This is a genomic window from Lentibacillus sp. Marseille-P4043, assembly GCF_900258515.1.
Taxonomy (GTDB): Bacteria; Bacillota; Bacilli; order Bacillales; family Amphibacillaceae; genus Lentibacillus_C.
In genome coordinates, this window is record NZ_LT984884.1 from 1438063 (window position 1) to 1462847 (window position 24785).

Below are 24785 nucleotides of genomic sequence, written 5' to 3' on the forward strand. Positions count from 1 at the left end.
CTAATTTTATGTCTAACAAAAATACTTATCGTAAGTTCGCAACAACTTCATTGGCAGCAACAGCAGCCGCTGTAGCAGTTGTACCTGCTGTATCAGCAGCAGAATTTAACGGTTACACTGATGTTAACCCAGGAGATTCCCATTATGATGGAATCAAAGCTTTAACAGAACAAGGTGTAATCAAAGGTTATGAAGACGGTTCTTTTGGCGTATATGATAACGTAACACGTCAACAAGTAGCAGTTATGCTTTCTAAAGCGATGAACCTTGATACACCAAGTGACGTTGCTGGTGCATTAAATGTATATAGCGATGTTGATGAAAACAGCCTATACGCAGAAGAAATCGCCGCTGTAACAGAAGCAAACGTATTTAAAGGAAGCAACGGTGAATTCAATCCTGATGAAGATATCACTCGTGAACAAATGGCTACTGTACTTGTTCTTGCATTCGGATTAGATCAATACGATGTTTCTGACGTAGACGTTAACTTAGACGGCGTTGGTGATTCACATGCTGATAGAGTACAAGTGTTAGCTAACCTAGAAATTACTAACCAAGTAGAAGATTTCCGTCCAGAAGAAGGAATTACACGTGGTGCTTTTTCTACTATGCTACATTTGTCACAGGAATATGTGAAAAACCATGAAGTAGATGCTGATATAGAGGTTGAAAGCGTAAGTGCAATTAACACTTCTACATTTGTAGTTACAGCTGAAAATGCTGAAGAAGCTAAAAAAGCTAGTAATTCATCTGTGGACGTTACATTAGATGGCGAAGCTTGGGAAGTTGTTTCCGTAACAGATAACGAAAACGGTACTTACAATGTTGAAGTTGCTGACCTAGATGGTAAAAAAGGTACAATTTCAATCAATGGAAAAGAATTTGAAGTTGATTACAGTGAGAGTGCTTTAACATCCGCTATTTCTGATGTGAACAATGCCGAAGAAAATAACGTTATTGAAAAATTAGAAGCTCCAATATTAAACTTAACAGACATTGATGAAGATTCTGCAGTAAAGTATGTTGAAGAAATTGGCTCTAGCTTCACAACTACAAGAGTTCAAATTCAAGCAGCTGTAGACAGAGTTAATGAAGAAGTTGCAAAGGCACAAGCTGAACAAGTTGCGGCAGTAAACGATGCAAAAGGTGAGTTGGAGTTATTTAAAGCCTTAAATGACCTAGGAATTGATCGTGTTATTGGATTAAATGATGCCGAAGATGGTGTCGAATCTGTAAGTCTAGGTCTAGATTATTATGATGCAATCTCTAATCAAACTACAGAAACAAAAACGCAAATCCAAGAAGTAGTGGATGCGGTAAACTCGGCCAAAGTTACTGATCTTGTAGAAAAGGCTGAAGCTGATCTAACTGATGATGCAGTTGAAAATGCATCAGGTTTACTTTCTAAATATGATAGCGGTAATGATAAGGATACAGTTGAAAAAGACTTCCAAACAAGACTAGATGTAGTATCTGCACTAGTTGATGTAAACGATGCAGAGAATGAAACTAATCTACTTAATTCAGTAAAAGCTGAAATCCTTGAGGTAGAAAACATTGATGATGATAATAAAACTGCATATATTAATGAAATTGATGAATTAATTAAACAAAATAAAGATTTTGAATTCACTTCAGTTTCTCAATTACAAGCATTCATTGATGATGTGAATGCTGAAGAAGCTCAATCTTTAATTGATGCTGTAAATGACGCAGAAACACCTGAGGCTTTAAAAATAGCATTATCTAACCTTGAATCTCCAGAAGGATTCGACCAAGAAAGTGCTCAAAAACTTTTCTTAGAAGTTAATGGTGAAAAAACATATAAAAATGTGAAAGATATTAAAGCTGACTTCACTGAAAGTTACTTAGTATCTAAACTAAATGATGCTAAGAAAGAAAATATTAACGATGCAGTAACCGCATTTGTTAATGAGTATGGTAACGATGCATATGTTAATACTCCTACTACAAATCGTAGTGAAGTTGTTGAAACTTTCTGGGTAAATAATGGTTCTGAACGTAATACTTTTACAACAGCACAAGAGGTTTCATCAGCATTAACTGAAGCAGTTGAAGAATATAATGGATATTTGGAATCAATTAATAATGTTACAAGCACTACTCAAATGCGGACAGCATTGAATCTATTTGTTGATGATTTAGAAGCTGCGTATGGTGAGGAGTTAACTTCGAAGGTAGATATGCTAAATGATTCTTCAGTTTACGCTAATGGTGATGTTACTGTTTCAGCGGCAACTGAAATTTATGAAGCGTTAGTTAGCAAACGTGCCGATGAAAATAAAACTAATAATGACTTTGCTACTATTGTAGAAGCATGGGAAGTTCTTGACAGCAGCAACACAGATGAAAAATAATTAAATTAGCCCCTGGTAGCTTGGATATATAGAGTCGGGTGGCAAATGGCAAGAAAAAGAAGTCCTGTAGGGAGAGATCTCTGCAGGGCTTTTTTGATTTTAATGAATTGATAGAGGTATTTAATGAATAATAATTTAGAGTAAATCAAAAGGCTAACAATGGTAGATTTTTTGTCTCCCACCATCGTTAGCTTTCATATAGTCCCGCTATTCATCTATTACCGTAAATCCGTCCCCAAATACAAAAACGTCGCAAACTGCCCACGCGTTACAGGTTCCTTTGGACGGAAATTATCCAATTGATTTGTAATCCCCAAATCTGCTAGAATTTGAACACTTACTTTGTGAGTATTGCTAACATTATCAAGATTCACGTCAACGTTTTTCCCATCACTTTTAAGATCCAGTGCATTGACGAGCGTTGATGCCATTTGTTCACGGGTTAGTGTTTTATTTGGCATAAATTTACCACCGCTTCCTTTAAATACACCAGCTTCTCCGACTGCTGCGATAAATGAAGCATACTGATCATTTGCTTTTACATCGTTAAAATAGTTTTCAGCTTTATCAGGATTTGGAATACGTAAATCTAATGCTCTTGTAAACATAATGGCTGTATGGGGTCGAGTTAGTTCTTTATCAACGCCAAACGATCCATCTTCATATCCTTTAATACCTTTTTCTGTAAGCCATTGAATACCATCAAAATGGGAGTCCCCTGACCGGACATCTGTGTAGATTGGTTCGGGTGCAGTGGATACAGCCATCAACATCGTCGAGACAGCTCGTTCACTTCCGTCTGATGGAGAATTAGCTAAGGAAACTTTATCTTTACCCGGATAGCGGACAGCCATTGTTGTGGAGCCTCCTCCATCAAGATTTAAGGCACGATCAGCACCAAGGCTGACCAAATACTTGGCAAAATCAGTCATGTTCATTCCAACACTGTAGCCTTTTTGTCGTCCATCAACTGTTACAAAGAATACTTTGCCACCTGATTTATCAACTGCGACTGCTGTCCTTGGTGCTACTTGACGGGCTCTAAAACTATTAGGGTCCATTGAGAGTGAGACTTTTCCATTCTCGACAAGCATCGGACCGCTTGCCAGCATGAATGATGAATCCTCCCATTTGTCATCAATATCTACGGAAAGGGAAAGGGAGTCACCTTCTTCCATGTCAGCTAGTTTTTCCAAGCCATTGCCATGTGCGGATAAGACAAATCCATTCTTTGGGATTTTTGTTTTTTCCGTATTTCCATAATCACGGATTCCTACTATCTTTCCTTTATATGTAGAGCCAAATTTAAGAGTAGGGTGAGAAGATAGGGAAACAATAACTTCTTTTCCGTACTCATTTGTATCCGTATAGTCACTAGGGAAATCGGAAGTATATAACATAACGCTATCAGGTGTACGCTGTTTGTTCGTGCTTGTTATGGAATAGCCCTTACCATTATGTGTATATTGTAATCCTAATTGATAATGATCAATTATCCCTTTGCCATTTTCATTAACTCCAAATGCAATTGGCTCATTCACATAGCTTGCATTTCCATTAGAAACTTCCCCGGCATGAACCAAGCGGCCGCTTTCAGAAACTAGATGCATTGGTTTCCTAAATTGGAAAAACGATCCATTTATCGCTCCGATAACTTTGTGTCCATCTTGATGATGTTGCAACGCCTGTGTAGTTGTTCGCTGGAGTTTATTTAAAACAGATGGATAACCGATCTCCACATCTGTGAATGGATCATTAATGTTTATCTCCATAACCCGTACGGCATTTCCTGATGAACGAATATCCTTATAAGAAGCTCCATCTGAAATCTTAAAGCTATCTTTTACCGCTGCCTCCGTGTTTATTGGAAGACTAGTAAAGATTGTCAAGGTCACTAATAGAAATGCCAAAAAACGAAAAACTATCTTTTTACTATTCTGTCTCACAAGTTAATATCTCCCCAATCAAATTAGTATAAGTTCACAAAATCTATTATAACTTCCATACTTGCTAAAATCTAGCATACAGGAGATTGGGAAATTGCCCCCTTACATAACATTTCATGAATTAGTATACTAGGATCAAAGGAGGGCTAATATGAGAAAGTTAATAGTGATGCAAGTTTTAATACTAGGTTTCATTGGAATTACGGCACAAAGTGTGTTGGCAGACGCTCAAACAGAGTCTAGTAATCCATCTACGGACGAAATAAAGCAGTTGATTTCCGATGAGGCACGAGAAAGAGGGATTCCACCAGAAATTCTAAAAGCAATCGCATATGTGGAAACTGGATACCAACAATACAATTCAGATGGAACACCATATATATCAGATGATTGCGGGATTGGTATTCTACAAGTGACACCGGAAAAAATTGATATTCCAGTAGATACGGATCGATTAAAAACAGATATGGAATACAATATTGAGATCGGTGCACAAGTATTGGAAAACAAATGGAATCTTGACTATTTGCCTAAACTGAATAATCATGACAAGACAAATTTAGAAGATTGGTATTTTGCCATCATGGCATATAATGGCCTGTCAAAGACGAATGATCCAAATATCCAACCGGATCATGGGGAAGAAAGGCCATATCAAGAAAAAGTTTATGACCGCATGGAAGGATCTTCACTAATCTATTGGGACAAGGCGCATTTTATTTTTCCAACTTTTGATATCCGATACGATGGAAACAATGCGATGAAATTTCCAGATGGGAAGAACTATCAGACAAAAACAATTACACCTTCTCAGCAAATGTATGACAAAGGTGATATTGTCTATGTTGACAAGCGAGATGGTTCGGTTAGCTTGCACGAAGGCTCCATTGATGGCCCGGTAAATAGTAAACTTTGGCCATTTACCCCATTAACGATAGCAAGTGAGCCCGTTGAATCATCAAGTACAGGAAATGACTTTGCCTACTATAAGGTGAAAGGCGTTACAGCAGAAGGTTATATGGCATCAGCGTATTTAAACGAAGGAAGCAAGGAGATACTGTTTAACGACCCTATGGATGACAAGCGTGCTGCAGCGCTCGCCTTCGCAGCAATGAATGGATATGTTCAAGGGTACCCTAATGGTGATTTTGGCTCAGGTGATTCATTAAAACGGGAGCACGTTGCTGTTATATTGGATAACATACTATCACTTTCTGCACCAGGAAATTACCAAATGGTCGCAGATGATGTTGAAAAAGACAATCCGTATTATGAGCAACTTGCTGAAGCGGAATTTAACAAATACCTTGGCGGTGGTGGGAAATTACGACCTAAAGAGTACTTCACCCGCTCCCAAATGGCACAAGTGATGACAGAAGCATTTGATACACATTACAAACAGCCGGAAGACATACACACATTTAAGGATCAGGAAAACATCTGGAATCCGGATGCTGTGAATACAATCTATTCGAATGATGTAACTGTAGCAGATCCTTTCAACCCGAACGATCCAATTACACGGTCACAGTTTGCTATCTTTATTTACCGGACGATGGTAGATTATTAATTTAGAAGCTTATCACCCATTAGTGGTGGTAAGCTTTTTAAGTTTCGTAGGGGTTCTCCAGCCGCCCCGGAAAGCGAAGTATACGGGCTGCTGGGCAGAAAGAAACAAACAATGTGAAAAAGCCCTCTAAGAAGAAAAGATAAACCACTAATTATTAGCCAACTATTAATTAAACTATGGTAAAATAGTATGGGTAAATAGGATAGAGAGGAAAAGTGAACATGCGTCATAATAAATTTTTACTAGGAATAGCTATAATAGCTTTTTTTATAATGGGGGCACAAACAACATATGCTGCTCAAGAATCTATTAATCTGGATTCTGCTATAACAGAAGGAGATGTTTCTGATCCTGCGACACAAATCCCTGTTTTGATGTACCATGGCCTTTTGAAGAAGGCAGAAAATAAGATGTATCTCAATAACTCTAGCATTATCTCAGTGGAAAATTTCAAAGAACAAATGCAGTATTTGGCTGATAATGGTTACCATACTGTGACTGCTGCTGAAATGAATGATTTCTTGGCGGGGGAAATACAACTACCACGAAAAAGTGTCATGATTCAATTTGATGATGGGCTACGTAGTGTTTATCGATACGCATATCCGATTATGAAAGAACATGGTCTTCATGGTATCGCCAATATTATCACAGGTCGAACAGATAAGGATTATGGAGTCGATTGGGACCCAGACAGAAACCAATATATGAATCAAGAAATGTTGGATACGATATCCCCAGTTTTTGACATGCAAAGCCATACAAACCAAATGCATTTTCTTAGCAATGGGACGTCTGGGTTTATGTTGAAATCACCTGAGAATGCGTTTCAAGATCTTCGTACATCCAGAGACAAGTTGGCGAAGTATGGAGATGTGTTGATATTTGCATATCCGTTTGGTCAATACAATGCTGATCGTAAGGAGCTTGTAAAAAAGGCTGGATTTTCGATGGCCTATACAATTAAAAAAGGATATATCAAGTCATGGGATGATCCTTATCAACTTAATCGTAATGGAATTACACCTAAGACAAGCCTTCAAGAATTTAAAGCACTTGTATCAAAAACGGTATCACCGATATTTAAGGACATACCGCTAAATCATCCGAATTTCGATCAAACTTTTTGGTTATACAGCCATCATATTGTAAAGGGATACCCAGATGGTCATTTTGGTCCAAGGGAAAACATCAACCGTGCTCAAGCAGCCAAAATGCTTGTACAGGCACTAGGACTACAGGTTCCGGATCATGTTGAGGCCGCACCTTTTTCAGATATACCAGTGAACTATGGTGATCCCTATTTGGTGAAAGCTGTGACAGCATTAAAAGCGGCTGGGATTTTTAATGGCGATGATGGTAAATTTAGACCAGCTTCCGTTTTAACACGTGAACAAATGGCTACTGTTCTTGTAAATACGTTTAAGTGGGAAGCAGTGGATGATGCCGTTGTCAAAGATTTAGGTAAGGCAAGTGAGTCCCATCAAGTGAACATCAAGATTCTTGCCCAAAAATGTATCACGGTTCTTCCAAATGGATATTTTTCACCGCATGATCCAACAAGACGCCTTCATCTTGCAAGTTTTCTATATAAATCAATGCACCTGGAGTAATTCCAGGTGTTTTTTACATTGCTGTATATCCGGGTAGGTTCAATCAAGCTTCAGCATGGCCGATTTTCTTATCCTAGCAGCCGCTGCATTACGGATGAATCCCTCTAACAGTTTATTACTAGTCTTTGGTCCGACATTCCCATCCACAGTCAAACCATGTTGCTCTTGAAATAGGCGTACTGCTGTATCTGTTTTGTTATCAAAAGTCCCCGTGGCATTGATTCATAAACAATATACCCCCGATTTGTTTCCTCTAATCGATAGCTTGCAAAAACCTCCGATATCATAACAATAACAGCAGTAGTTTTCTTATATATGATGTTTTTATAACTAGTTGTTGCTGATGAAACCGAGTTTATGGTTACCATATACTTACACAATTTTTAATAGGTTCCGCTATTTAACACGGTTTCATATACTAGTATAATAATAGTAAAATAAGCATACTCTATAATATAAAGAATTCTCTTTCTGCTCAGGCGGAAACTAGCTTATAAGAATAGGAGATGAGACGAATGTCCTTTAAAAGGTTAATTGCAAGTGGAATTATTTTTACACTTCTTACATTGCTGGTTCTGCCAAACAGCACTTTTGCCGAATCTAAAGACCAGGTGGAAATCGAGAAAAGTACAACAGATCTAAGAAAGGATTATAAAAAAGAGAAAAGATCGGTTAAACAGAATAAAAGAGTATCTACTAGTCAAATTAATGAACGAAGAATACTAGTAAAAATTGCAGAAGGTGGGCATTTTTCCGCTGATGATTATGACATTCAAGAGATACCGGTGAGCACAATAATGGAAGGGCATAATTACATGGTTGTCCAGGTTCCGGAAGAAATGGATTTTAATAAAAAGCTTACAGAACTAAGGGAAGATTCAAGTGTGGTGCTTGCCGAGCCTGATTACACACGTGATACCACTTATTCCCCAGCGGATCCTTTATTTCAGAGTCAATGGTATCTGAACAAAATGCAATTGCAGCAGGCTTGGGATGTTGAAAAAGGTTCAGCAGACATTACGATTGCGGTTTTGGATAGTGGTATAAGTAAAAACCACCCGGATCTTAAAGGTCGGGTATTAAGAGGATATGATTTTGTAAATGACGATAATGATCCCATAGACGATAATGGACACGGCACATTTGTATCGGGTGTGATTGCGGCAAATGCAAATGAAACCGGTGTTGTTGGCATTGATTTACAAGCACAAATTCTTCCTGTGAAGGTTTCTAATTATCTTGGAGAGTTATCTACATCAAATATAGTGGAGGGAATTTATTACGCTATAGACAATGGAGTGGATGTCATCAATATGAGCTTTGGATCATATCAACGAAGTCAAGTGGAAGAGGAAGCTATTTGGGCTGCTTATGATGCAGGGATTGTTTTAGTTGCAGCAGCTGGAAATGATAGTTCATATGAGGATTCTTATCCAGCTTCCTATCCACCGGTGATAAGTGTTTCGGCCACAGGAAAAGATGACATTATAACCGACTTTTCAAATTATGGGAGATTCATTGACTTAGCTGCCCCAGGTAAAAAGATCTATAGTACATATATTGATGGATATGTAAGTGGGGATGGTACCTCTTTTTCCGCACCAATTGTAAGTGGGATAGCAAGTCTATTAAAGGCTGCTCATCCGAATTGGTCAAATGATCAAATAGAGTGGGCAATTGAATCAGGTGCGCAACCACATGGGAAAGTGGAATGGAATCAATTCGATGGATATGGGAGAGTAAATGCATACAACTCGCTTTCATTAACATTACCATCATGGCAAGAGGACGCTCCTAATGAACAAAATCTAGCTGAAAAACTAACGATTAACCAGCCCCAACAAGAAAAAGTAGATTTTCCTATGGATACAGATTGGTTTAAAATTGATGTGGAAGGAAATACGAGTGTTACAATAACGATCTCGAATTCAACAGACACGTTAGATTTAACAGGTGTTTTATTTGATCCTAATGGAGAAGCGAAAATTATAGATAAGAATGGAGTAGGAGAGAACGAGGAATACACGTTCCAAGCGAAGAAAGGCGAATATCTATTAAATATATATGATTATTACAACCATTGGTCAAGACAGCCTTTTACGATCAAAGTGGAAACGGAAAAGCAGGAACCGAATAATGGAGTAAATTACCGTGATGTTAGCCGTTATAAACAAGAAATTAATTATTTGACCGACAAGGGGATTATTAGGGGATTTCCAGACGGAACATTTAAACCAGGAGAATATGTAACAAGACTTCAAGCGGTTCAAATGATCTTAAATGAGATGGGAATTCAGGTAGAAAAGACAAATGCATCAAACCCTAGATTTACAGATATTACACCAGACACATACGGATATAAAGCTATTGCTAAAGCGGTTGAACTTGGGTTTATAAAAGGAAAGACAGATGGATCATTCAATCCTAATGGTTCACTGACTCGTTGGCAAATGGCGGCGATTCTTGTATCAGCTTATCATTTACAAGGTACGTACACTGACGAGTTCACCGATATCCCAAAAGACCACTTTGCACATGATGTGATTAATACACTTGCGGCAAATAATATTACAAAAGGATATCCAGATAATACGTTTAAACCAATGAACAAAGTAAGTCGGGAGCATTTCTCTGTATTTCTATATAATTATTTAACACAGTAATGGGTGAACATCTTTTGACCTTATTTTCCAATAATAGTAGCATTTCCCCTTTATTTTATTGTCTAGCTAGTATAATATAAAAGATGATTAATAGATTAATAAGGGGGAAAGCTGCATTATGCTCAAGAGGTTTTGCAACAAGGCTATAGCAGTTGGTATGGTTGTTTCGGCATCCGTTTTAGTCATTCCAACTTTTGCTTCAGCATACAGTCATCAATTTTCAGATGTGAAAAAGGAGAAATCCCATTATAAAACAATTATGGAATTGACTGAGGCAGGAATTATTAATGGGTATAATAATGGTACATTTGGCATTAATGACGATTTACAACGCCGTCATGGGGCAGTGTTATTATACAACGCACTTGGTTTAACTACTCCAAATAATGTGGAAGATATCCTGGATAAATATTATGATGATGTAAATATGGACAATGAATATGCTGGTCAAATTGCGGCAGTTACACCGAACATTTTTAAGGGAAATAATAGTTCATTTAATCCAACAGCTGATTTGACCCGGGAACAAATGGCAACAACGATTGTTAAAGCTTTTGGTTTACAAGACAAGGGAACAAACCCTGGTATTAATCTATCAAATGTCTCAGCGTCTCACAAGAATAATGTGAAAATTCTAGCGCAATATTATATTACGAATCAATATGATGATTTCAGACCAAGTGAAATAGTGACAAGGGGACAATTTGCGACATTCCTTTATAATGCTTTACATAAGGATGAATTAGAACCTGAGGAACCGGAACAATCTGAAAAGCCAGAAACTGAATATAGAACAACGTCTTATAATATTGATTTTCAAAAGGCAATTGATCAACAAAAGAACCAAAAAGTTGATGGGACGGGAAATTTTACGGCAAGTAGAGAATTGATTAAATACTATGCAAATCCAAATAATTTTTCAAAAGGCTCTCCTGAGTTTTTTCAATTTCTATTATTATCATATACTCCAGGACTTAATGCCGATGAAATAAACAAAAAGGTTCTTAACGGAAAAGGTAGTTTAGAAGGTAAAGCAAAAACATTTATAGAAGCGGGAAAGAAGTTTAATGTAAATCCACTATACCTAATGGCGCATGCCCTACACGAAACTGGAAATGGTACATCGAAACTGTCCACTGGTTATTCCGTTTCTAAAGTAGATGGAAAAAAGGTAACAGAAAAAAAGACGTATAACATGTATGGAATAAAGGCTTATGATTCTTGTCCATTGCAATGTGGCTCAGAACACGCCTATAAGCAAAAATGGTTTACAGTAGATGCGGCTATTACAGGCGGAGCGAAATATATAACCAATGATTATATTGGTAGAGGACAAGATACGCTCTATAAAATGAGATGGAACCCAGATAGTCCAGGCTTTCCACAATATGCAACACATGTAGAATGGGCAGCAATACAAGCACGAAAGATTCATGATATGTACGAGATATACAATTTACTTGATACACCTGGATTAACATTTGAGATTCCAAAATATAAAAATCAGCCAGGCGCCTCGTCAAAGCCAACTGGTGAAGCAAAATATGCAATCGATACATCAAGCAAAGGAACAAAAGGCCAAACAACAGATAATTTAAACTTGAGAATTGCACCATCTACAGCATATACGTCGATTAAACTTTTATCAAAAGGCACCATGGTAGAGATATTGGGTGAAAACGGCGGATGGTACAAGGTCAAAGCGGATGGAAAAACAGGATGGGTTTCAGGTGATTATATTAAACCTCCATTTTTGTTGAAAGTTATTAATGTTTCATCCAGCTTGTATATAAGGAGCAAACCAACAAATGAGAGCGATCCAGTTGGGTCTGTTCACAACAATGATGAAGTTACTGGAGTCGTTGATGAAAATGGTAATTTTATCATAAAAGATGGTTACTATAAAGTTCTGTTCCGTGATAAAGAGGCATGGATACATGGTGACTATCTAAAAGAAAAATAAAAAATAGAATGGAGATGCAGATCCTTTTATAAGGACTGCATCTTTTTGTGTACTTCGAATAGCTAGATACTGACTAGAGTAAATCTCATCTTAGAGTTTTTCATATAAAAAGGCTACCCCATTCATGTAAGGTAGCCGTCGCTAAAATTTAGTTCTGTATTGGATAAACCTGCCATTTAGAAAGGTCTATATCTTCTTTTTTGATAAGGGAAGCTGGAAATATAAATGTCCATGGTTTGCTCGTGTTTGCCTTGATGACAAAGTCTTCTAATTTAAATGCACCTTTGGCAACAATTTCCTCACTAGCATCTTTAAATGCCAATGGGATTTGTTCTAATGTCATATTCTTACGTGAACCATTTCGGATTAAAATGGTTACTGCTAAATCATTATTATCATTGTATTTTGCGCTAATCCCCATAAAATTCACCTCACCAGGCTTCAACGGAGCAGCATTAGCAACGATTTTTTCTAAGTTTGCTTTTGTTTCTTCAGCAATTGACTTTTCCCATGACTCGTCCAAGTCTAATTGATGCTTTTTCTTTAATTCAAATGCCAGTTTCCATTCACTTTTTGGTAAATCGGTTTTTGTTACGATGTCCTGTGGAGTGAAATTGAATTTCCAAGGGCGGGCACCGTTTGCTGGTATCTTCCCAACCCTGCTTAAATCAAATTCTTTTCTGGCCACAACTTCATTGTCCGGACCTAATAATAAAATGGTTGTTTCGTTAAATTGGATTTCCTTTTGTACTGTATTTTTAATAAGTGCTGTTGCCACATAACCATTATTTTTAAGCTTGTTTAGTTCAATCCCGTAGATGGAGACTTGATTTCTTTTTAATTTTGGGCTCTGGTTGTTGTGGAATGCATACACATAGCGTTCTTCGTTTTTTACACTCCACGATTCTGGTATCGATAGCTCTGTTTCAACTGTATCTGTGTCGGCTTCCTCATTGTCTAAAAAGTCTTGATCAACAACGATACTTTCTTCTTCGTTATCTGCTTGTTTCTTCTTTTTGCCAAACATTGTATCTTCCTTCCTGAAAAGCTAACTGTCTTTCTGTAAAATCTTTTCGTAAAGTTTCTTTAATCGTACACTTAGCTGATATTCTATTTCCTGATACATGGATTCGAACATGCTGTATCCATCTTTTTGAAATAGTGTTACAGGATCTTCTTGTTGGTACTGTCTGATACCAATACCTTGTTTCAATTGATTCATTGCTTCCAGTTGTTTTTTCCATAATGAATCAACAACAAATAATCCAACATTTCGTGCTGCTTCTTCGATATCATTTTGTTCCTGGAGCTTCTTCAGTATATTGTAATGTTCTTCCATGTACGGCTTAACAAACTGCTGTAGTTCCTCGATTGATTCGAATTCTTTTCCCTCAAACGAGATAACAGGCAATAATACATCGTTTAATGCTGTTTGCAAACCTGAAATATCCCATTCTTCTGGTAATAAATCTGAGTTGCAATAAGCTGCAATGTATTCATTTGGTATATGTTCCAGTTGCTTCATGAAAAAGTCAATTACATCATCGGACTCGAGTATATTATCTCTTAATTTATAGACTACACCACGTTGATCATTAATGGTACCTTCAAGTTTTAAGTTGCTTTCACGGAATTGGAAATAGACACCTTCACTGATTTTCTGAGCAGTATCAATTAATTTATAGGCGTTTGGTGATTTAATAAGACCCGTACTCTCGGTTTTTAGTTTTGGTGTTAAGCGTTCCAATTCATCACTGACATAACGGGTGATTAAATTATCTTCAAGTGAGATAATGAACTGGGTCGAACCAGGATCTCCTTGTCGTGCGGAGCGTCCTTTTAGCTGGTCATCAATCCGCCTACTTTCATTTCGTTCAGTTCCAATTACGTGCAATCCACCTAATTCAGCAACATCTTCACCAAGCATGATGTCTGTTCCTCGCCCAGCCATATTTGTCGCGATGGTTACTTGCTTTTTCTGTCCAGCTAGGGCAATTAGATTTGCCTCATGTTCCACACTTTTTGCGTTTAGTAATTGGTATGGTATTTTTTTCTCGTCTAGAGCTTCCGCAACTGTCTCAGATTGTAAAATCGATGCTGTACCTATAAGGACTGGCTGCCCTTTCTTATATCTTATACCAACTTCTTCTACCAGTTGTTTATATTTTTGATCTTGTGTTAAAAAGGCCATGTCAGGCAGGTCTTGTCTAAGGTTTGGTTTATTTGTTGGGATGGAAATAACATCCATTCCGTAAACTTTTCTAAATTCTGCTTCCTCTGTTTTGGCCGTCCCGGTCATTCCCGCCAGCGTTGGGTACATCCGGTAGTAGTTTTGAATCGTGATTGATGCTTGGGTTTTGTTTTCTTCCGTATTTGCTAACCCTTCTTTGGCTTCAATTGCCTGGTGCAAACCATCACTGAGACTACGACCTTCCATGACTCTACCTGTGTTCATATCAACGAGTTGGACCTCGCCTTTTTTTACGATATAGTCGACATCTCGTTCAAACAATACACGCGCACGTAATGCCTGAAGTAAAGAATGAAATAAGGTACTATGCTCCAAATCAAATAGATTTTCAACGCCAAATACTTTTTCACATTTGTTTAACCCTTTGTCGGTAAAGTTGACGACTTTTAATTCGCGATCAAACGTGAAGTCTTCTTCCGCTTTTAGCCCTTTGATAACAGTCGCACAAACACCATATAAATTTTCGCTTGGTTTATCTTTGCCTGCGATAATTAATGGCGTTCTGGCCTCATCAATTAGAACACTATCGATTTCATCGACGATTGCATAATGGTATGGCCGTTGTACCTTTTGTTCTTTTGCATTAACCATGTTATCTCTTAAGTAATCAAAGCCAAATTCCGTACCAACGCCATACGTAATATCGCAATTGTACGCTTGTTGTTTTTCAGAATTGCTCATTCCTGGTATATTCAAGCCGACAGATAGTCCAAGGAATTCATGGATTTGACCGATTAACTCTTTATCACGTCGTGCTAGGTAATCATTTACCGTAATAATATGCACACCATTACCTTCGAGTGCTTTTAGATAACTGCTTAATGACGCAACTAAGGTTTTCCCTTCACCTGTAGCCATCTCAGCGACGTTTCCATCTAAAAGTACAAGCCCGCCGAGTAATTGCACATCGAAATGCCGTAATCCTAATACACGCTTTGATGCTTCTCTTACGGTAGCGAATGCTTCAACCGTGATATCGTGGATTGTCTTTCCGTTATTTAGTAGTTCTTTAAATTCAATTGTTTTTCCTTTTAATTGTTCATCTGTAAGTTTTTCAATGTGTTGTTCTATATTATTAATTTTTTCGAGTGTTTTTAAATACGTCTTTAGTTCCCGAGTATTCTTGGATCTATTTTTGATCACGTTCATTTCGATTAAACTCCTTAGATGTTGTTTAAGCTATTGTATATTATAACATGGATATACTTGATAAGCATTTGTAATCTGTGGAAAAACATATTTAAACACATTGTTATTTCTTATCCGCCTGTATTCATGTTAAAATGGTAAAATGATAGATGGGGGATAAACCCCCGGAAGGATTGAAAAATAAATGGCAATCGGCATTGTGGGAAACTATGGGAATAATAATCAAGGCGATGAAGCAATCCTTGAAGGTATTCTAATCCAATTAAAAGAAGTACATAACATAGAACGAGAAGAAATTATTGTATTTTCCAATCAACCAGAGCAAACGCGAAAGAAATATGGCGTACAATCAGCGAAGCTCTATTATAAAAGGAAAACAGCTCCCATGACACTAATTACGACAATGGTCAAAAATAAGCCAATTATTAAAAAGTTGGACATGTTGCTTGTTGGTGGTGGGGGCATCTTTATGGATCTCTATGGCACAGAAGCCTTTTTGTTTGGCATGTATGGTTGGCTTGGGAAGCTATCTAAAACCCCTGTGATTTTATATGGCGTCGGAGCAGGACCAATTATAACCCGTGTCGGTAAAGTCCTCCTCAGGTCGCTGGCCCATTTATCAAAATTAGTTACTGTTCGCGATCCAAGGTCAAAAGAATTGCTGCAGTCAATTGGTGTAAAGTCACCAATTCACGTAATTGGCGATCCCGCATTTCAAGTGAAAAAACCGAAAAAAATCGAACGGACGACTAATGGTATCCAGATTGGGGTAACTGCGGTCCCATTTCACCATAGCAGCTATTGGCCAAATGAAGACAAGCAAATGTACCGGGACTATATTGAAGGCATGGCCTATAACCTTGACAAACTTTTAACCGAATACCCGGATGCTTCGGTTAACTTTTTTGCTACAAAGCATCCGCAAGATATGATGGTCACTAAGGAAATCAAAGAATTAATGGATTTGGGTGATCGTTGCCATATTTGCGAAGATAGCTTAAATCATCAAGAAATTGTCCAGTTCGCCAGTGAACAAGATGTTGTAATCGGAACGAGGCTGCATTCTTTGATTTTGGCACTCGTAACAAATACCCCAATTATTGCTGTTTCTTATCATCATAAAGTAAAAGACTTTATGGATATGATTGCGTGTGGTGATTACACGATCCCGATTGATAAGCTAAATGAGGATCATGATTTTTTCCATCATTCGTATCAGAAAATGGCGGCTAATTGGCGTGAAACCGAAGAACGATTCGAAACGATATCTACAATGATGAAGCGAATGTCTGACAAGGGGATGGATCTAGTTAAGCAAACGTTTCAAACTAGGCCGGCTGATAAAATTCTCGTATTAAGCAATATGTATCCATCGAAGCATTCCAAAACATTTGGCATTTTTGTTAAAAATCAAGTAGAACTTTTGCAAGATAATGGATTACATGTTGATGTTATTGCGATCGATGACCCGAGAAAAGGGAAAATCTATTTACTGAAAAAATACGCGATGTTTTTTATCAAGAGTCTTTGGAATATGATTATTCGAGGCAGAAAATATAAAGCAGTACATGCGCACTATATCTTTCCAACAGGTGTTGTTGGGATGCTTTATAAAAAATTGTTAGGGAAAACATTGGTTGTTACCTCACATGGGGGCGATATTGATCAGATGAGTAAAAAAAGCCCGTTTGTGCAAAAAATGACGAAAAAAGTATTAGAGAACTCAGATCATGTGATTGCTGTCGGTGAGCGATTAAAGGAAGAAATTCATCGTAATTTTGACATCACGAACGAGAAAATTTCCGTCATTAATATGGGGGTTAATCGGCATGTTTTTAGGCAGCAGGATAAAACCTCTTTACGGGAAAGGCAGGAACTAGCAACGGATGAACGTGTCTTGTTATTCGTTGGAAATTTAATCCGTGCCAAGGGTTTGGATGATCTGGTCGATGCTTTTGAGTTTATGCAGAAACAGGAACCTAATTTATCATTACATCTTATCGGTGAACCAAAAGATCAAGCATATTTTAATGAACTAGAAGAAAAGATAAAAGATAACGCAGCGATTATTGTTCACGATGCAATGTCTCAAAAAAAGGTCGCTGAATGGATGGCAGTTGCAGACCTTTTTGTTTTACCATCACATATTGAAGGATTTGGACTAGTGGCACTGGAGGCAATGGCATGTAGACTACCTGTGGTTGGTTCAGATGTTGGAGGACTGCATTATTTGTTAGCAAATGGCGCTGGTGTTAAAGTGAATGCCCACGATCCGGATGATTTAGCAATGAAGTCACTGGAATTATTACGAGATGAGGATTTGCAAAAGAGTATTATTGAAAAGGGTCTGGAGAAAGCGGATCTATACGATCAGGATAGACTAATTTCGTCTGTTATCGATTTGTATGAGTCATAGAAAGTAGGAGAGATAATGCAGGGGCGTTTTTTGAAAATCCTAGGTGCTGTAACGGTAATCAATATTGTCGCACGGCTATTAGGATTTGCTAGAGAGGTCATTATTGGCTATCAATACGGGACAACCTATCATGCGGACAGTATCATAACCGCATTTACGATCCCGAATTTTATCTACATTGTGATAGGTGGAGCAATTACAACTGCATTCATATCCGTTTATAGTAAGCTTAGTAAGGCAATTAAGGATGAATTTGTTCAAACGATTTTTACAGGTTTGAGTGTAATCGTGGGAATATTGACGATTCTGTTTATGATATTCCCCGAATTCTGGATTCAACTTTTCTTCTCCGGTATGACGGAGGAGGCATTAAGTTTAACAAGTGAACTATTTGTTTGGATGGCTCCAGCTACACTATTTCTAGCGCTGTCGATGGGGTTAAGCGGTCTACACAACGTGCATGATAATTTTCGTTTGACTAGTTTTTCAACGTTTATATTTAATGCTGTTTTTCTTGTTGTTGGAGTCGGGCTGACACCATATATGATGGAATACTCGTATGGATTGGGGGCCTCTCTTGGAGCATTCTTAATGTTTGCCATTCTTATATACTATATTTGGAAGCAACGTATTGCGCCATTACGTTTTAAGTTTGTCAAACTTCCAGAGACGAAACGTTTTCTGAAACTGGCACTGCCCATTGTCTTTGGTGGGGCAACCGTTCAATTTTACTTTATTATTCAACGAATTTATGCAGCAAACCTTAATGAAGGAGTTATTTCATCATTAAACTATGCATCGAAAATGACGCAATTTCCGCAAGCCGTGCTGATGACAAGTGTTACCACGATTATATATCCGCTCTTAGCAAAAGCTGTTGGTGAGAAGGATTTTGCTAAAGTAAAGAATGCTTATAAAAAAGGATTTCGGATGCTGACACTGATTTTGTTGCCAGCGACAATCTTTATCTTTATCTATGCAAAAGAAATTATTACATTTATTTTCGAGTATGGAGACTTTGATGTGAGCTCAACCAATCGAACGTATCCATTGCTGCAATTATTTTCTTTGTCCATTTTAGGGCTTGCAGTAAACACGTATATTACCCGGTTTTTCTATGCAATGGAGAATGCATACTTACCTATTATCTTAAATGTTATTTCTGTTTTTGGTGTAAATATTTTTGTGATTTCGGTACTGATCGAAAAATTGGGAGCATCAGCAATTGCGCTTGGAACTGTAATTGGTACGTTTGTGAATATGATTCTGTTGATTATCGTGGCAACGACAAAACTCAAGCTAATTGTGAGTAATTGGGGATATATTATTAAGCTACTGTTATTCTTGTTAATCACAACCGGTTTCATTTGGCTAAGTTCGATTATTGCTGTCTCTTATATAATAATTTCTTTATGTATTGGTGGTATTGTAACATTATTAATGGTTTTAGGTGGATTGAAAGTAGTGAGGTAGGAAGAGTCTACAAACTACGGGAATAGTCCTATCCCACCCTATGTGGACTTTCCCCAGATAGAGGTGTACAAAAATGTATAACATACCTGAATTAATTATCGCTTTTCTCATTTCATTGGTGGCAGCTTTACTAATTACGCCAGTAGTCAAACGATTAGCAATAAAATTGAATGCAGTTGATAAACCAGATAACAATCGGAAAATGCATAAAGGCGTTAGAGCTAGTATGGGTGGGTTAGCTATTTTTATTGGCTGTATTGCCGGGCTTTTGTATATTCAACCACAACATGAGCACTTGCTTGGCATAATTATTGGTGCAATCATTATTTTAGTGACCGGGATGCTAGATGATATTTATCAGTTAAAGCCTCTTATGAAATTAACCGGACAAATTGGTGCAGGACTTTCCGTTGTACTCTCAGGGGTTATTATTGATAAGATTACGCTCCCTTTTTTGGGGATTATCTATTTTGACAATATAAGCTATGTAATCACAATACTTTGGATTGTAGCTGCATCAAATGCCATTAACCTAATTGATGGATTAGATGGTTTGGCTGCTGGAGTTTCGGCAATAGCACTTACAAGTATATTTATTATGGCGGTCATGGATTATCGTCTTGTTGTTGTTTATTTGACACTAATATTAATTGGCAGTACGGTCGGATTTTTATTTCATAACTTTTATCCGGCAAAAATTTTCATGGGTGATACAGGGGCACTGTTCCTTGGTTATGCCATTGCAGTCGTCTCCATACTAGGATTATTCAAAAATATTGCCTTGTTCAGCTTTATCATTCCGATTATTGTTATAACGATCCCCATCTTTGACACCATTCTTGCCATTATTAGGAGGATTATCAGGAGGCAGAGCATTGGGACAGCCGACAAAGAGCATATTCATTATCGATTATTAAAAATGGGTTACAGTCATAGGGCGTCCGTGTTAATTTTATATGGATTCAGCGCATTCTTTGGTTTAATGGCAATTGTTTTTAATAGCGCAACATTACAGATTTCCTTGTTCATCATCGCTATATTCTTGATTGGTGTACAAATTATTTCGGAACTGGCAGGAATCGTTATGAATGGACAGCAACCATTCCTTGATGGTATCAGGAAAGTGTTCGGCATGAAGCGATCGCAATGATGGAATTGAGGTGGGTCGGGAGCGTAAACATAGTAAGAACATCATCCCAAGGGGGAGAACATCGGCTCGAGAAAGGAAACATCGTCACCAGAGAGAGAACATCGGCTCGAGAATGAAAATATCATCCCCAGACTGTGAACATCGTCCCCATGAGCAAAAACATCGGCTCCAATGCGGAAACATTACCCCAAGAGCAGAAAAAAGAAAAAACCTCACAAAATGAGGTTTTTTTAAAATAGTGCTTCTTTCTTTTTTGGAGCACCTTCAGTACTGACGATGATATTTACGATGTTCCTGCTTGATCGACCTTTAGAATATTCATTCCATTGTGAGGCAAATGCTTTTATTTTAGCCTTATCAAAGGCATTTCGTTTAATTGACTGAACAATTTCTTCTGTAGTAAATGTGATCGGTCCAGGCATTTCCGATTGGTAATTTTTTAAAAGGCCTCTTGTCCGCTGATAATCCTCCAGATCATAAGCAAAAAATATCATCGGTTTGTTCAGTAAGCTGTATTCAAATGGAATGGATGAATAGTCACTGATTAAAATATCAGCAATTAACAATAAATGGTTGATTTCATGATAATCGGAGACATCGTATACAAAATCATTGTATTCCTTTTTTAATTTATAGGTGACTGCAGGATGGTGTTTGATGAACAGTACGTATTCGCCTGAAAGTGCTTCGTACAGCTTTTTAATATCCAGCTGCAGTTGAAAATTGGATAGTTCATCATCGCGAAATGTTGGCGCGTACAAGATGACTTTTTTCTTATTAATGATCGGATAACTCTTTCTTAACTTTTGACCAATTTGTTGCTTTTCCATGCTATGGTAGAAAAAATCAGTCCGTGGTATTCCTGTACGAATGATGGCATCATTTGACAAGTCAAAACTGTCTTGGAAAATCGCCGCCATTCTTTCTGATCCAACCGCTGTATAATGAAAATTACGATAGACACGCCGAAAACGATCAATCGCACGTTTGCTCCTTGTTTTACTCGATGGGTCCATTAGCCCAAATAACTTAATCGCACCTGCTGCATGCCAAAGCTGGATACAAGTTGTGCCTTTTTTAAAGTTTGTTACCGCTAAAAAGCCAAAATAATTATCGACTAAAATTGTAGTCGCGGTTGCGAGGTGATATATGGATTGTAAGAAAGAAAAAGGATGTGTTATTTCGAAATTCAGCTCTTTACTGGTGGATGTATCGAATGGGTAATGACAACTTTTATCCTTTAAAATAATAATGTCCTCATCGGATTCACTTCTCAAAGACCGTGTCACATAAAAAATATTATCCCCAAAGGAAGCTACACAAACCGTTTTCTTCTTTTGGGGACATAGCTTGAACATGTTAAATACAATTTTAAAAAACCAAAGATAGATGGAAATGGCAAGTTCCCTAACCATTTTGCACCTTGAATAAATCATCTTTAATTTTAGATGTCGAAATACCGATTGTTCTTGGTAAATAGACAACTTCACAATAGTCCTTTAAGAAGTCAAACTTACCTTGCCAATCATCACCCATCACAAAAATGTCAACATCATGCTTTTTAACATCGTCAATTTTTTGACCCCATGTTTTTTCAGGAATAACTTCATCCACATAACGGATTGCTTCGAGTATCATTTTTCGATTTTCGTAACTATGGTAAGCTTCTTTGTTTTTAATTTTATTGAATTCATCAGTTGAGATTGCTACGATCAAGTAGTCGCCCATTGCTTTGGCACGACGCAAGATATTGATATGGCCATAGTGAAGTAAGTCAAATGTTCCATATGTGATTACTGTAGTCATGTGTTCTCCTCCAAATAAATGAAATGTGCATGTCGAAATGCGGATTTCACTACTATTATAATAACACATTTTTACGTGCGGTTAACATGAAATTTACATTTACATTATTTTTTCAAACAAGAATTAGTTCTCCACTTTATAAAAAATTTCCCTTTACCACTTAAAAAATTGTATACTAATACGTAAATACTATAATTGGTAATTTTTATTATTTAACAGTAAATAGTAACAGTAGAAAGTAACAGTAGAAGATAAAAATGTTGTACGACTGATTACGCAATGGATTTGTAGGAGGAAAAACAACATGGAACAACTTACAAACAAAGAAATTCAGGAGATTAAGCTTAAAGACGATACATATTCCATTAAAGTTTCGATGAAAAAAGTTTTTATTGAAGGATGGGATAACTATTTTTTTGCCATCTTTCAGCGTGACACCAGTAATGTAAAAACACTTGTCCATCGTATGGTAGAAGAAACAAGCGAATTTTATATCTTTCGAATAAAAATCTCATTCGGCGCGTATGACGCCTTTTTTACTGCGGGGGACAGTTTTGATTTATCGATCGTACGAAGGCGAGAAGATGAAGAAAAACGTTCGCGGATTAAAAGTAATTTTGCGCCGATGGATTTTTTACAAATCCCAGTCAATGAATCGACTATTTTTTACCCGGCAACAACAAAGGAGGGGAATGTTAGTTTTTATCGTAAAGAGAACTTTTTGCTTGCTAAATTTGCCAGTGCTGACCTAACAAAAGGTGCGATATTGCATTTGAATGGCATTTATCATTTTCCAGGCTTGGATCCTTCGGCGATTAAGCATATGGCGTTACAGCTAACAACGAATTTAAATGATGATGTTATTCAAATTCCTGTCAGTCCTCAGCAAGCTCCAGCTGCTTATCAAACCTATGCGCAAAGCGGTTTTCAGGCGGAAATTGATATGACGCCATATGTATCACTTGGGAGGGCCCAATATTTTAAGTTCCATTTGATCATGGATGTGGAAAAAGATGGGCGAGTGGAACGGATTGAAAGTACACGGATAAAAGTAGGGGATCGAAGCGAAAAATATACGATCAATCGTAAGCTGAAATTTGGTAATGCGAAAATCCAGCTCATGTGTTTTCCAACGAAGAAATCCAAGTATTTTTCATTACGCGTAAAAGAATATAAACTACCTGTTGAAATGTTTCGAACAGCGCGGGAGAAATGGATTTCGTTAAGACGTAGTAAGAAGTTACTTAAACTGTACAAAATGGCGTTTTATATATTAGGAACGTTCATGCCCGTTGATAAGAAACTCGTCATGTTTGAAAGCTTTCATGGCAAGCAATATAGCGACAACCCTAGAGCAATATTTGAATACATGAAAGAAGCCAAGCCTGATTATCAATTAATTTGGAGTGCAGATCGCAGGCATCTAAACAATTTTAATGATAAAGATGTGGTCTATGTGCGACGTTTTTCGGTTCGTTGGTTGCTTTTAATGACTCGGGCGAAATATTGGGTAACAAATGCGAGGTTGCCATTATGGATCCCAAAACCAGGACATACGACTTATTTACAAACATGGCATGGAACGCCTTTGAAGCGTTTGGCAGTGGATATGGAAGAGGTGCATATGCCAGGTACAAATACAGAGAAATATAAACAAAATTTTGCCAAGGAATCGAGTAAATGGGATTACCTTGTTTCACCAAATGCTTACTCGTCGAAAATTTTTAAACGGGCCTTTCAATTTTCTCAGACAATGGTTGAATCAGGTTATCCGAGAAATGACTATTTATACAATGGAAATAACCCGCAAATGATTCATCAGCTGAAGCAGACGATGGGAATACCGGATGATAAGAAAGTGATTTTATATGCGCCGACATGGCGGGACAACAATTTTTATGGCAAGGGAAGATATAAGTTTGATCTGGAATTAGATCTAGCAGCATTGCAGGAACAATTTGGCGATACACACGTCATTGTTTTACGTAAGCATTATTTAGTTGCGGAAAACTTAGATATAAGTGCATATAAAGGGTTCGTGTATGATTTTTCCAAATATGATGATATTCGGGATCTTTATTTAATTTCGGATTTGCTCATCACTGATTACTCGTCCGTGTTCTTTGATTATGCTAACTTAAGACGGCCGATGATGTTCTTTGTGTATGATATTGACGACTATCGGGACAATTTGCGTGGTTTTTATTTTGATTTTGAACAAAAAGCACCTGGTCCATTGGTAAAAACAACGGAGGAAATCATCGCGGAAATTGCCAAACTTGAGGAAAATGGCTTTCAACCATCTGCTAACTATGACAAATTTTATGAGCGATTTTGCTATTTAGAGGATGGCAATGCGAGTAAACGTGTGGTTGATCACGTATTCAAATAATAGGGAAGGATT

The 24785-nt window shown here is 37.5% G+C and carries 15 protein-coding genes; 9 read left to right on the forward strand and 6 right to left on the reverse strand.

Going from position 1 to position 24785, the window contains the following annotated elements:
• Positions 1–8: 8 nt before the first annotated feature.
• Complete coding sequence (locus C8270_RS07135) at positions 9–2381, forward strand: S-layer homology domain-containing protein (RefSeq protein ID WP_106496172.1); 2373 nt, start codon at positions 9–11, stop codon at positions 2379–2381.
• A 218-nt stretch (positions 2382–2599) separates the two neighbouring features.
• Here C8270_RS07135 and C8270_RS07140 read toward each other — a convergent pair whose 3' ends face one another.
• Positions 2600–4327 carry a phosphodiester glycosidase family protein gene (locus C8270_RS07140; protein ID WP_106496173.1) on the reverse strand — a complete coding sequence of 576 codons (1728 nt, stop codon included), beginning with the start codon at positions 4325–4327 and terminating at the stop codon, positions 2600–2602.
• A 151-nt stretch (positions 4328–4478) separates the two neighbouring features.
• On the opposite strand from C8270_RS07140, the gene C8270_RS07145 reads away from it, so the two are divergent.
• Together C8270_RS07145 and C8270_RS07150 are read left to right on the forward strand one after the other, a co-directional pair.
• Positions 4479–5897, forward strand: coding sequence for an S-layer homology domain-containing protein (locus C8270_RS07145; RefSeq protein ID WP_106496174.1), 1419 nt, complete (start codon positions 4479–4481; stop codon positions 5895–5897).
• A 221-nt stretch (positions 5898–6118) separates the two neighbouring features.
• The gene (locus C8270_RS07150) at positions 6119–7510 is read left to right on the forward strand and encodes an S-layer homology domain-containing protein (protein ID WP_106496175.1); all 1392 of its coding nucleotides are present in this window, start codon (positions 6119–6121) and stop codon (positions 7508–7510) included.
• 39 nt (positions 7511–7549) lie between these two features.
• Here the strand turns inward: C8270_RS07150 and C8270_RS07155 are convergent, their stop codons facing one another.
• A complete protein-coding gene (locus C8270_RS07155; protein ID WP_106496176.1) occupies positions 7550–7732 on the reverse strand; it encodes a peptidoglycan-binding domain-containing protein in 183 nt (60 codons plus the stop codon).
• A gap of 293 nt (positions 7733–8025) precedes the next feature.
• On the opposite strand from C8270_RS07155, the gene C8270_RS07160 reads away from it, so the two are divergent.
• A complete protein-coding gene (locus tag C8270_RS07160) occupies positions 8026–10173 on the forward strand; it encodes a S8 family serine peptidase (RefSeq protein WP_158701643.1) in 2148 nt (715 codons plus the stop codon).
• Between the two features lie 118 nt (positions 10174–10291).
• The gene (locus C8270_RS07165) at positions 10292–12136 is read left to right on the forward strand and encodes an SH3 domain-containing protein (protein WP_106496178.1); all 1845 of its coding nucleotides are present in this window, start codon (positions 10292–10294) and stop codon (positions 12134–12136) included.
• Between the two features lie 148 nt (positions 12137–12284).
• On the opposite strand, the gene C8270_RS07170 is transcribed toward C8270_RS07165, so the two are convergent.
• Positions 12285–13163 carry an accessory Sec system S-layer assembly protein gene (locus C8270_RS07170; RefSeq protein WP_106496179.1) on the reverse strand — a complete coding sequence of 293 codons (879 nt, stop codon included), beginning with the start codon at positions 13161–13163 and terminating at the stop codon, positions 12285–12287.
• A 21-nt stretch (positions 13164–13184) separates the two neighbouring features.
• Entirely contained in the window at positions 13185–15536 is a 2352-nt protein-coding gene (gene secA2 / locus C8270_RS07175; RefSeq protein ID WP_106496180.1) for an accessory Sec system translocase SecA2, read from the reverse strand.
• A 184-nt stretch (positions 15537–15720) separates the two neighbouring features.
• Here secA2 and C8270_RS07180 point away from each other — a divergent pair, with 184 nt between their 5' ends.
• The 3 genes from C8270_RS07180 to C8270_RS07190 all read left to right on the forward strand — a co-directional run bounded on the left by C8270_RS07180 (position 15721) and on the right by C8270_RS07190 (position 20575).
• Positions 15721–17952: a polysaccharide pyruvyl transferase family protein gene (locus tag C8270_RS07180; protein WP_106496181.1), complete on the forward strand. Its 2232-nt coding sequence runs from the start codon at positions 15721–15723 to the stop codon at positions 17950–17952.
• 15 nt (positions 17953–17967) lie between these two features.
• The gene (gene murJ, locus C8270_RS07185) at positions 17968–19425 is read left to right on the forward strand and encodes a murein biosynthesis integral membrane protein MurJ (protein WP_106496182.1); all 1458 of its coding nucleotides are present in this window, start codon (positions 17968–17970) and stop codon (positions 19423–19425) included.
• 73 nt (positions 19426–19498) lie between these two features.
• Positions 19499–20575 (forward strand): glycosyltransferase family 4 protein, encoded by a 1077-nt coding sequence (locus tag C8270_RS07190; protein ID WP_106496183.1) that lies wholly within the window; start codon positions 19499–19501, stop codon positions 20573–20575.
• Between the two features lie 230 nt (positions 20576–20805).
• Here the strand turns inward: C8270_RS07190 and C8270_RS07195 are convergent, their stop codons facing one another.
• Together C8270_RS07195 and tagD are read right to left on the reverse strand one after the other, a co-directional pair.
• The gene (locus C8270_RS07195) at positions 20806–22011 is read right to left on the reverse strand and encodes a CDP-glycerol glycerophosphotransferase family protein (protein WP_325034735.1); all 1206 of its coding nucleotides are present in this window, start codon (positions 22009–22011) and stop codon (positions 20806–20808) included.
• Complete coding sequence (gene tagD / locus C8270_RS07200; protein WP_106496185.1) at positions 21983–22381, reverse strand: glycerol-3-phosphate cytidylyltransferase; 399 nt, start codon at positions 22379–22381, stop codon at positions 21983–21985. Before tagD ends, C8270_RS07195 begins: the two co-directional genes overlap by 29 nt.
• Positions 22382–22685: 304 nt before the next feature.
• Between tagD and C8270_RS07205 the strand changes: the two genes are divergently transcribed.
• Complete coding sequence (locus C8270_RS07205; RefSeq protein ID WP_106496186.1) at positions 22686–24773, forward strand: CDP-glycerol glycerophosphotransferase family protein; 2088 nt, start codon at positions 22686–22688, stop codon at positions 24771–24773.
• Positions 24774–24785: the final 12 nt, after the last annotated feature.

Excerpts from the sequence above, each read along its gene's own strand:
- secA2 (WP_106496180.1), bottom strand. The coding sequence starts at position 15,536 with ATGAACGTGATCAAAAATAGATCCAAGAATACTCGGGAACTAAAGACG.
- C8270_RS07145 (WP_106496174.1), top strand. The coding sequence starts at position 4,479 with ATGAGAAAGTTAATAGTGATGCAAGTTTTAATACTAGGTTTCATTGGA.
- C8270_RS07205 (WP_106496186.1), top strand. The coding sequence starts at position 22,686 with ATGGAACAACTTACAAACAAAGAAATTCAGGAGATTAAGCTTAAAGAC.
- C8270_RS07180 (WP_106496181.1), top strand. The coding sequence starts at position 15,721 with ATGGCAATCGGCATTGTGGGAAACTATGGGAATAATAATCAAGGCGAT.
- C8270_RS07195 (WP_325034735.1), bottom strand. The coding sequence starts at position 22,011 with ATGATTTATTCAAGGTGCAAAATGGTTAGGGAACTTGCCATTTCCATC.
- murJ (WP_106496182.1), top strand. The coding sequence starts at position 17,968 with ATGCAGGGGCGTTTTTTGAAAATCCTAGGTGCTGTAACGGTAATCAAT.
- C8270_RS07165 (WP_106496178.1), top strand. The coding sequence starts at position 10,292 with ATGCTCAAGAGGTTTTGCAACAAGGCTATAGCAGTTGGTATGGTTGTT.
- C8270_RS07160 (WP_158701643.1), top strand. The coding sequence starts at position 8,026 with ATGTCCTTTAAAAGGTTAATTGCAAGTGGAATTATTTTTACACTTCTT.
- C8270_RS07170 (WP_106496179.1), bottom strand. The coding sequence starts at position 13,163 with ATGTTTGGCAAAAAGAAGAAACAAGCAGATAACGAAGAAGAAAGTATC.
- tagD (WP_106496185.1), bottom strand. The coding sequence starts at position 22,381 with ATGACTACAGTAATCACATATGGAACATTTGACTTACTTCACTATGGC.
- C8270_RS07150 (WP_106496175.1), top strand. The coding sequence starts at position 6,119 with ATGCGTCATAATAAATTTTTACTAGGAATAGCTATAATAGCTTTTTTT.
- C8270_RS07135 (WP_106496172.1), top strand. The coding sequence starts at position 9 with ATGTCTAACAAAAATACTTATCGTAAGTTCGCAACAACTTCATTGGCA.
- C8270_RS07190 (WP_106496183.1), top strand. The coding sequence starts at position 19,499 with ATGTATAACATACCTGAATTAATTATCGCTTTTCTCATTTCATTGGTG.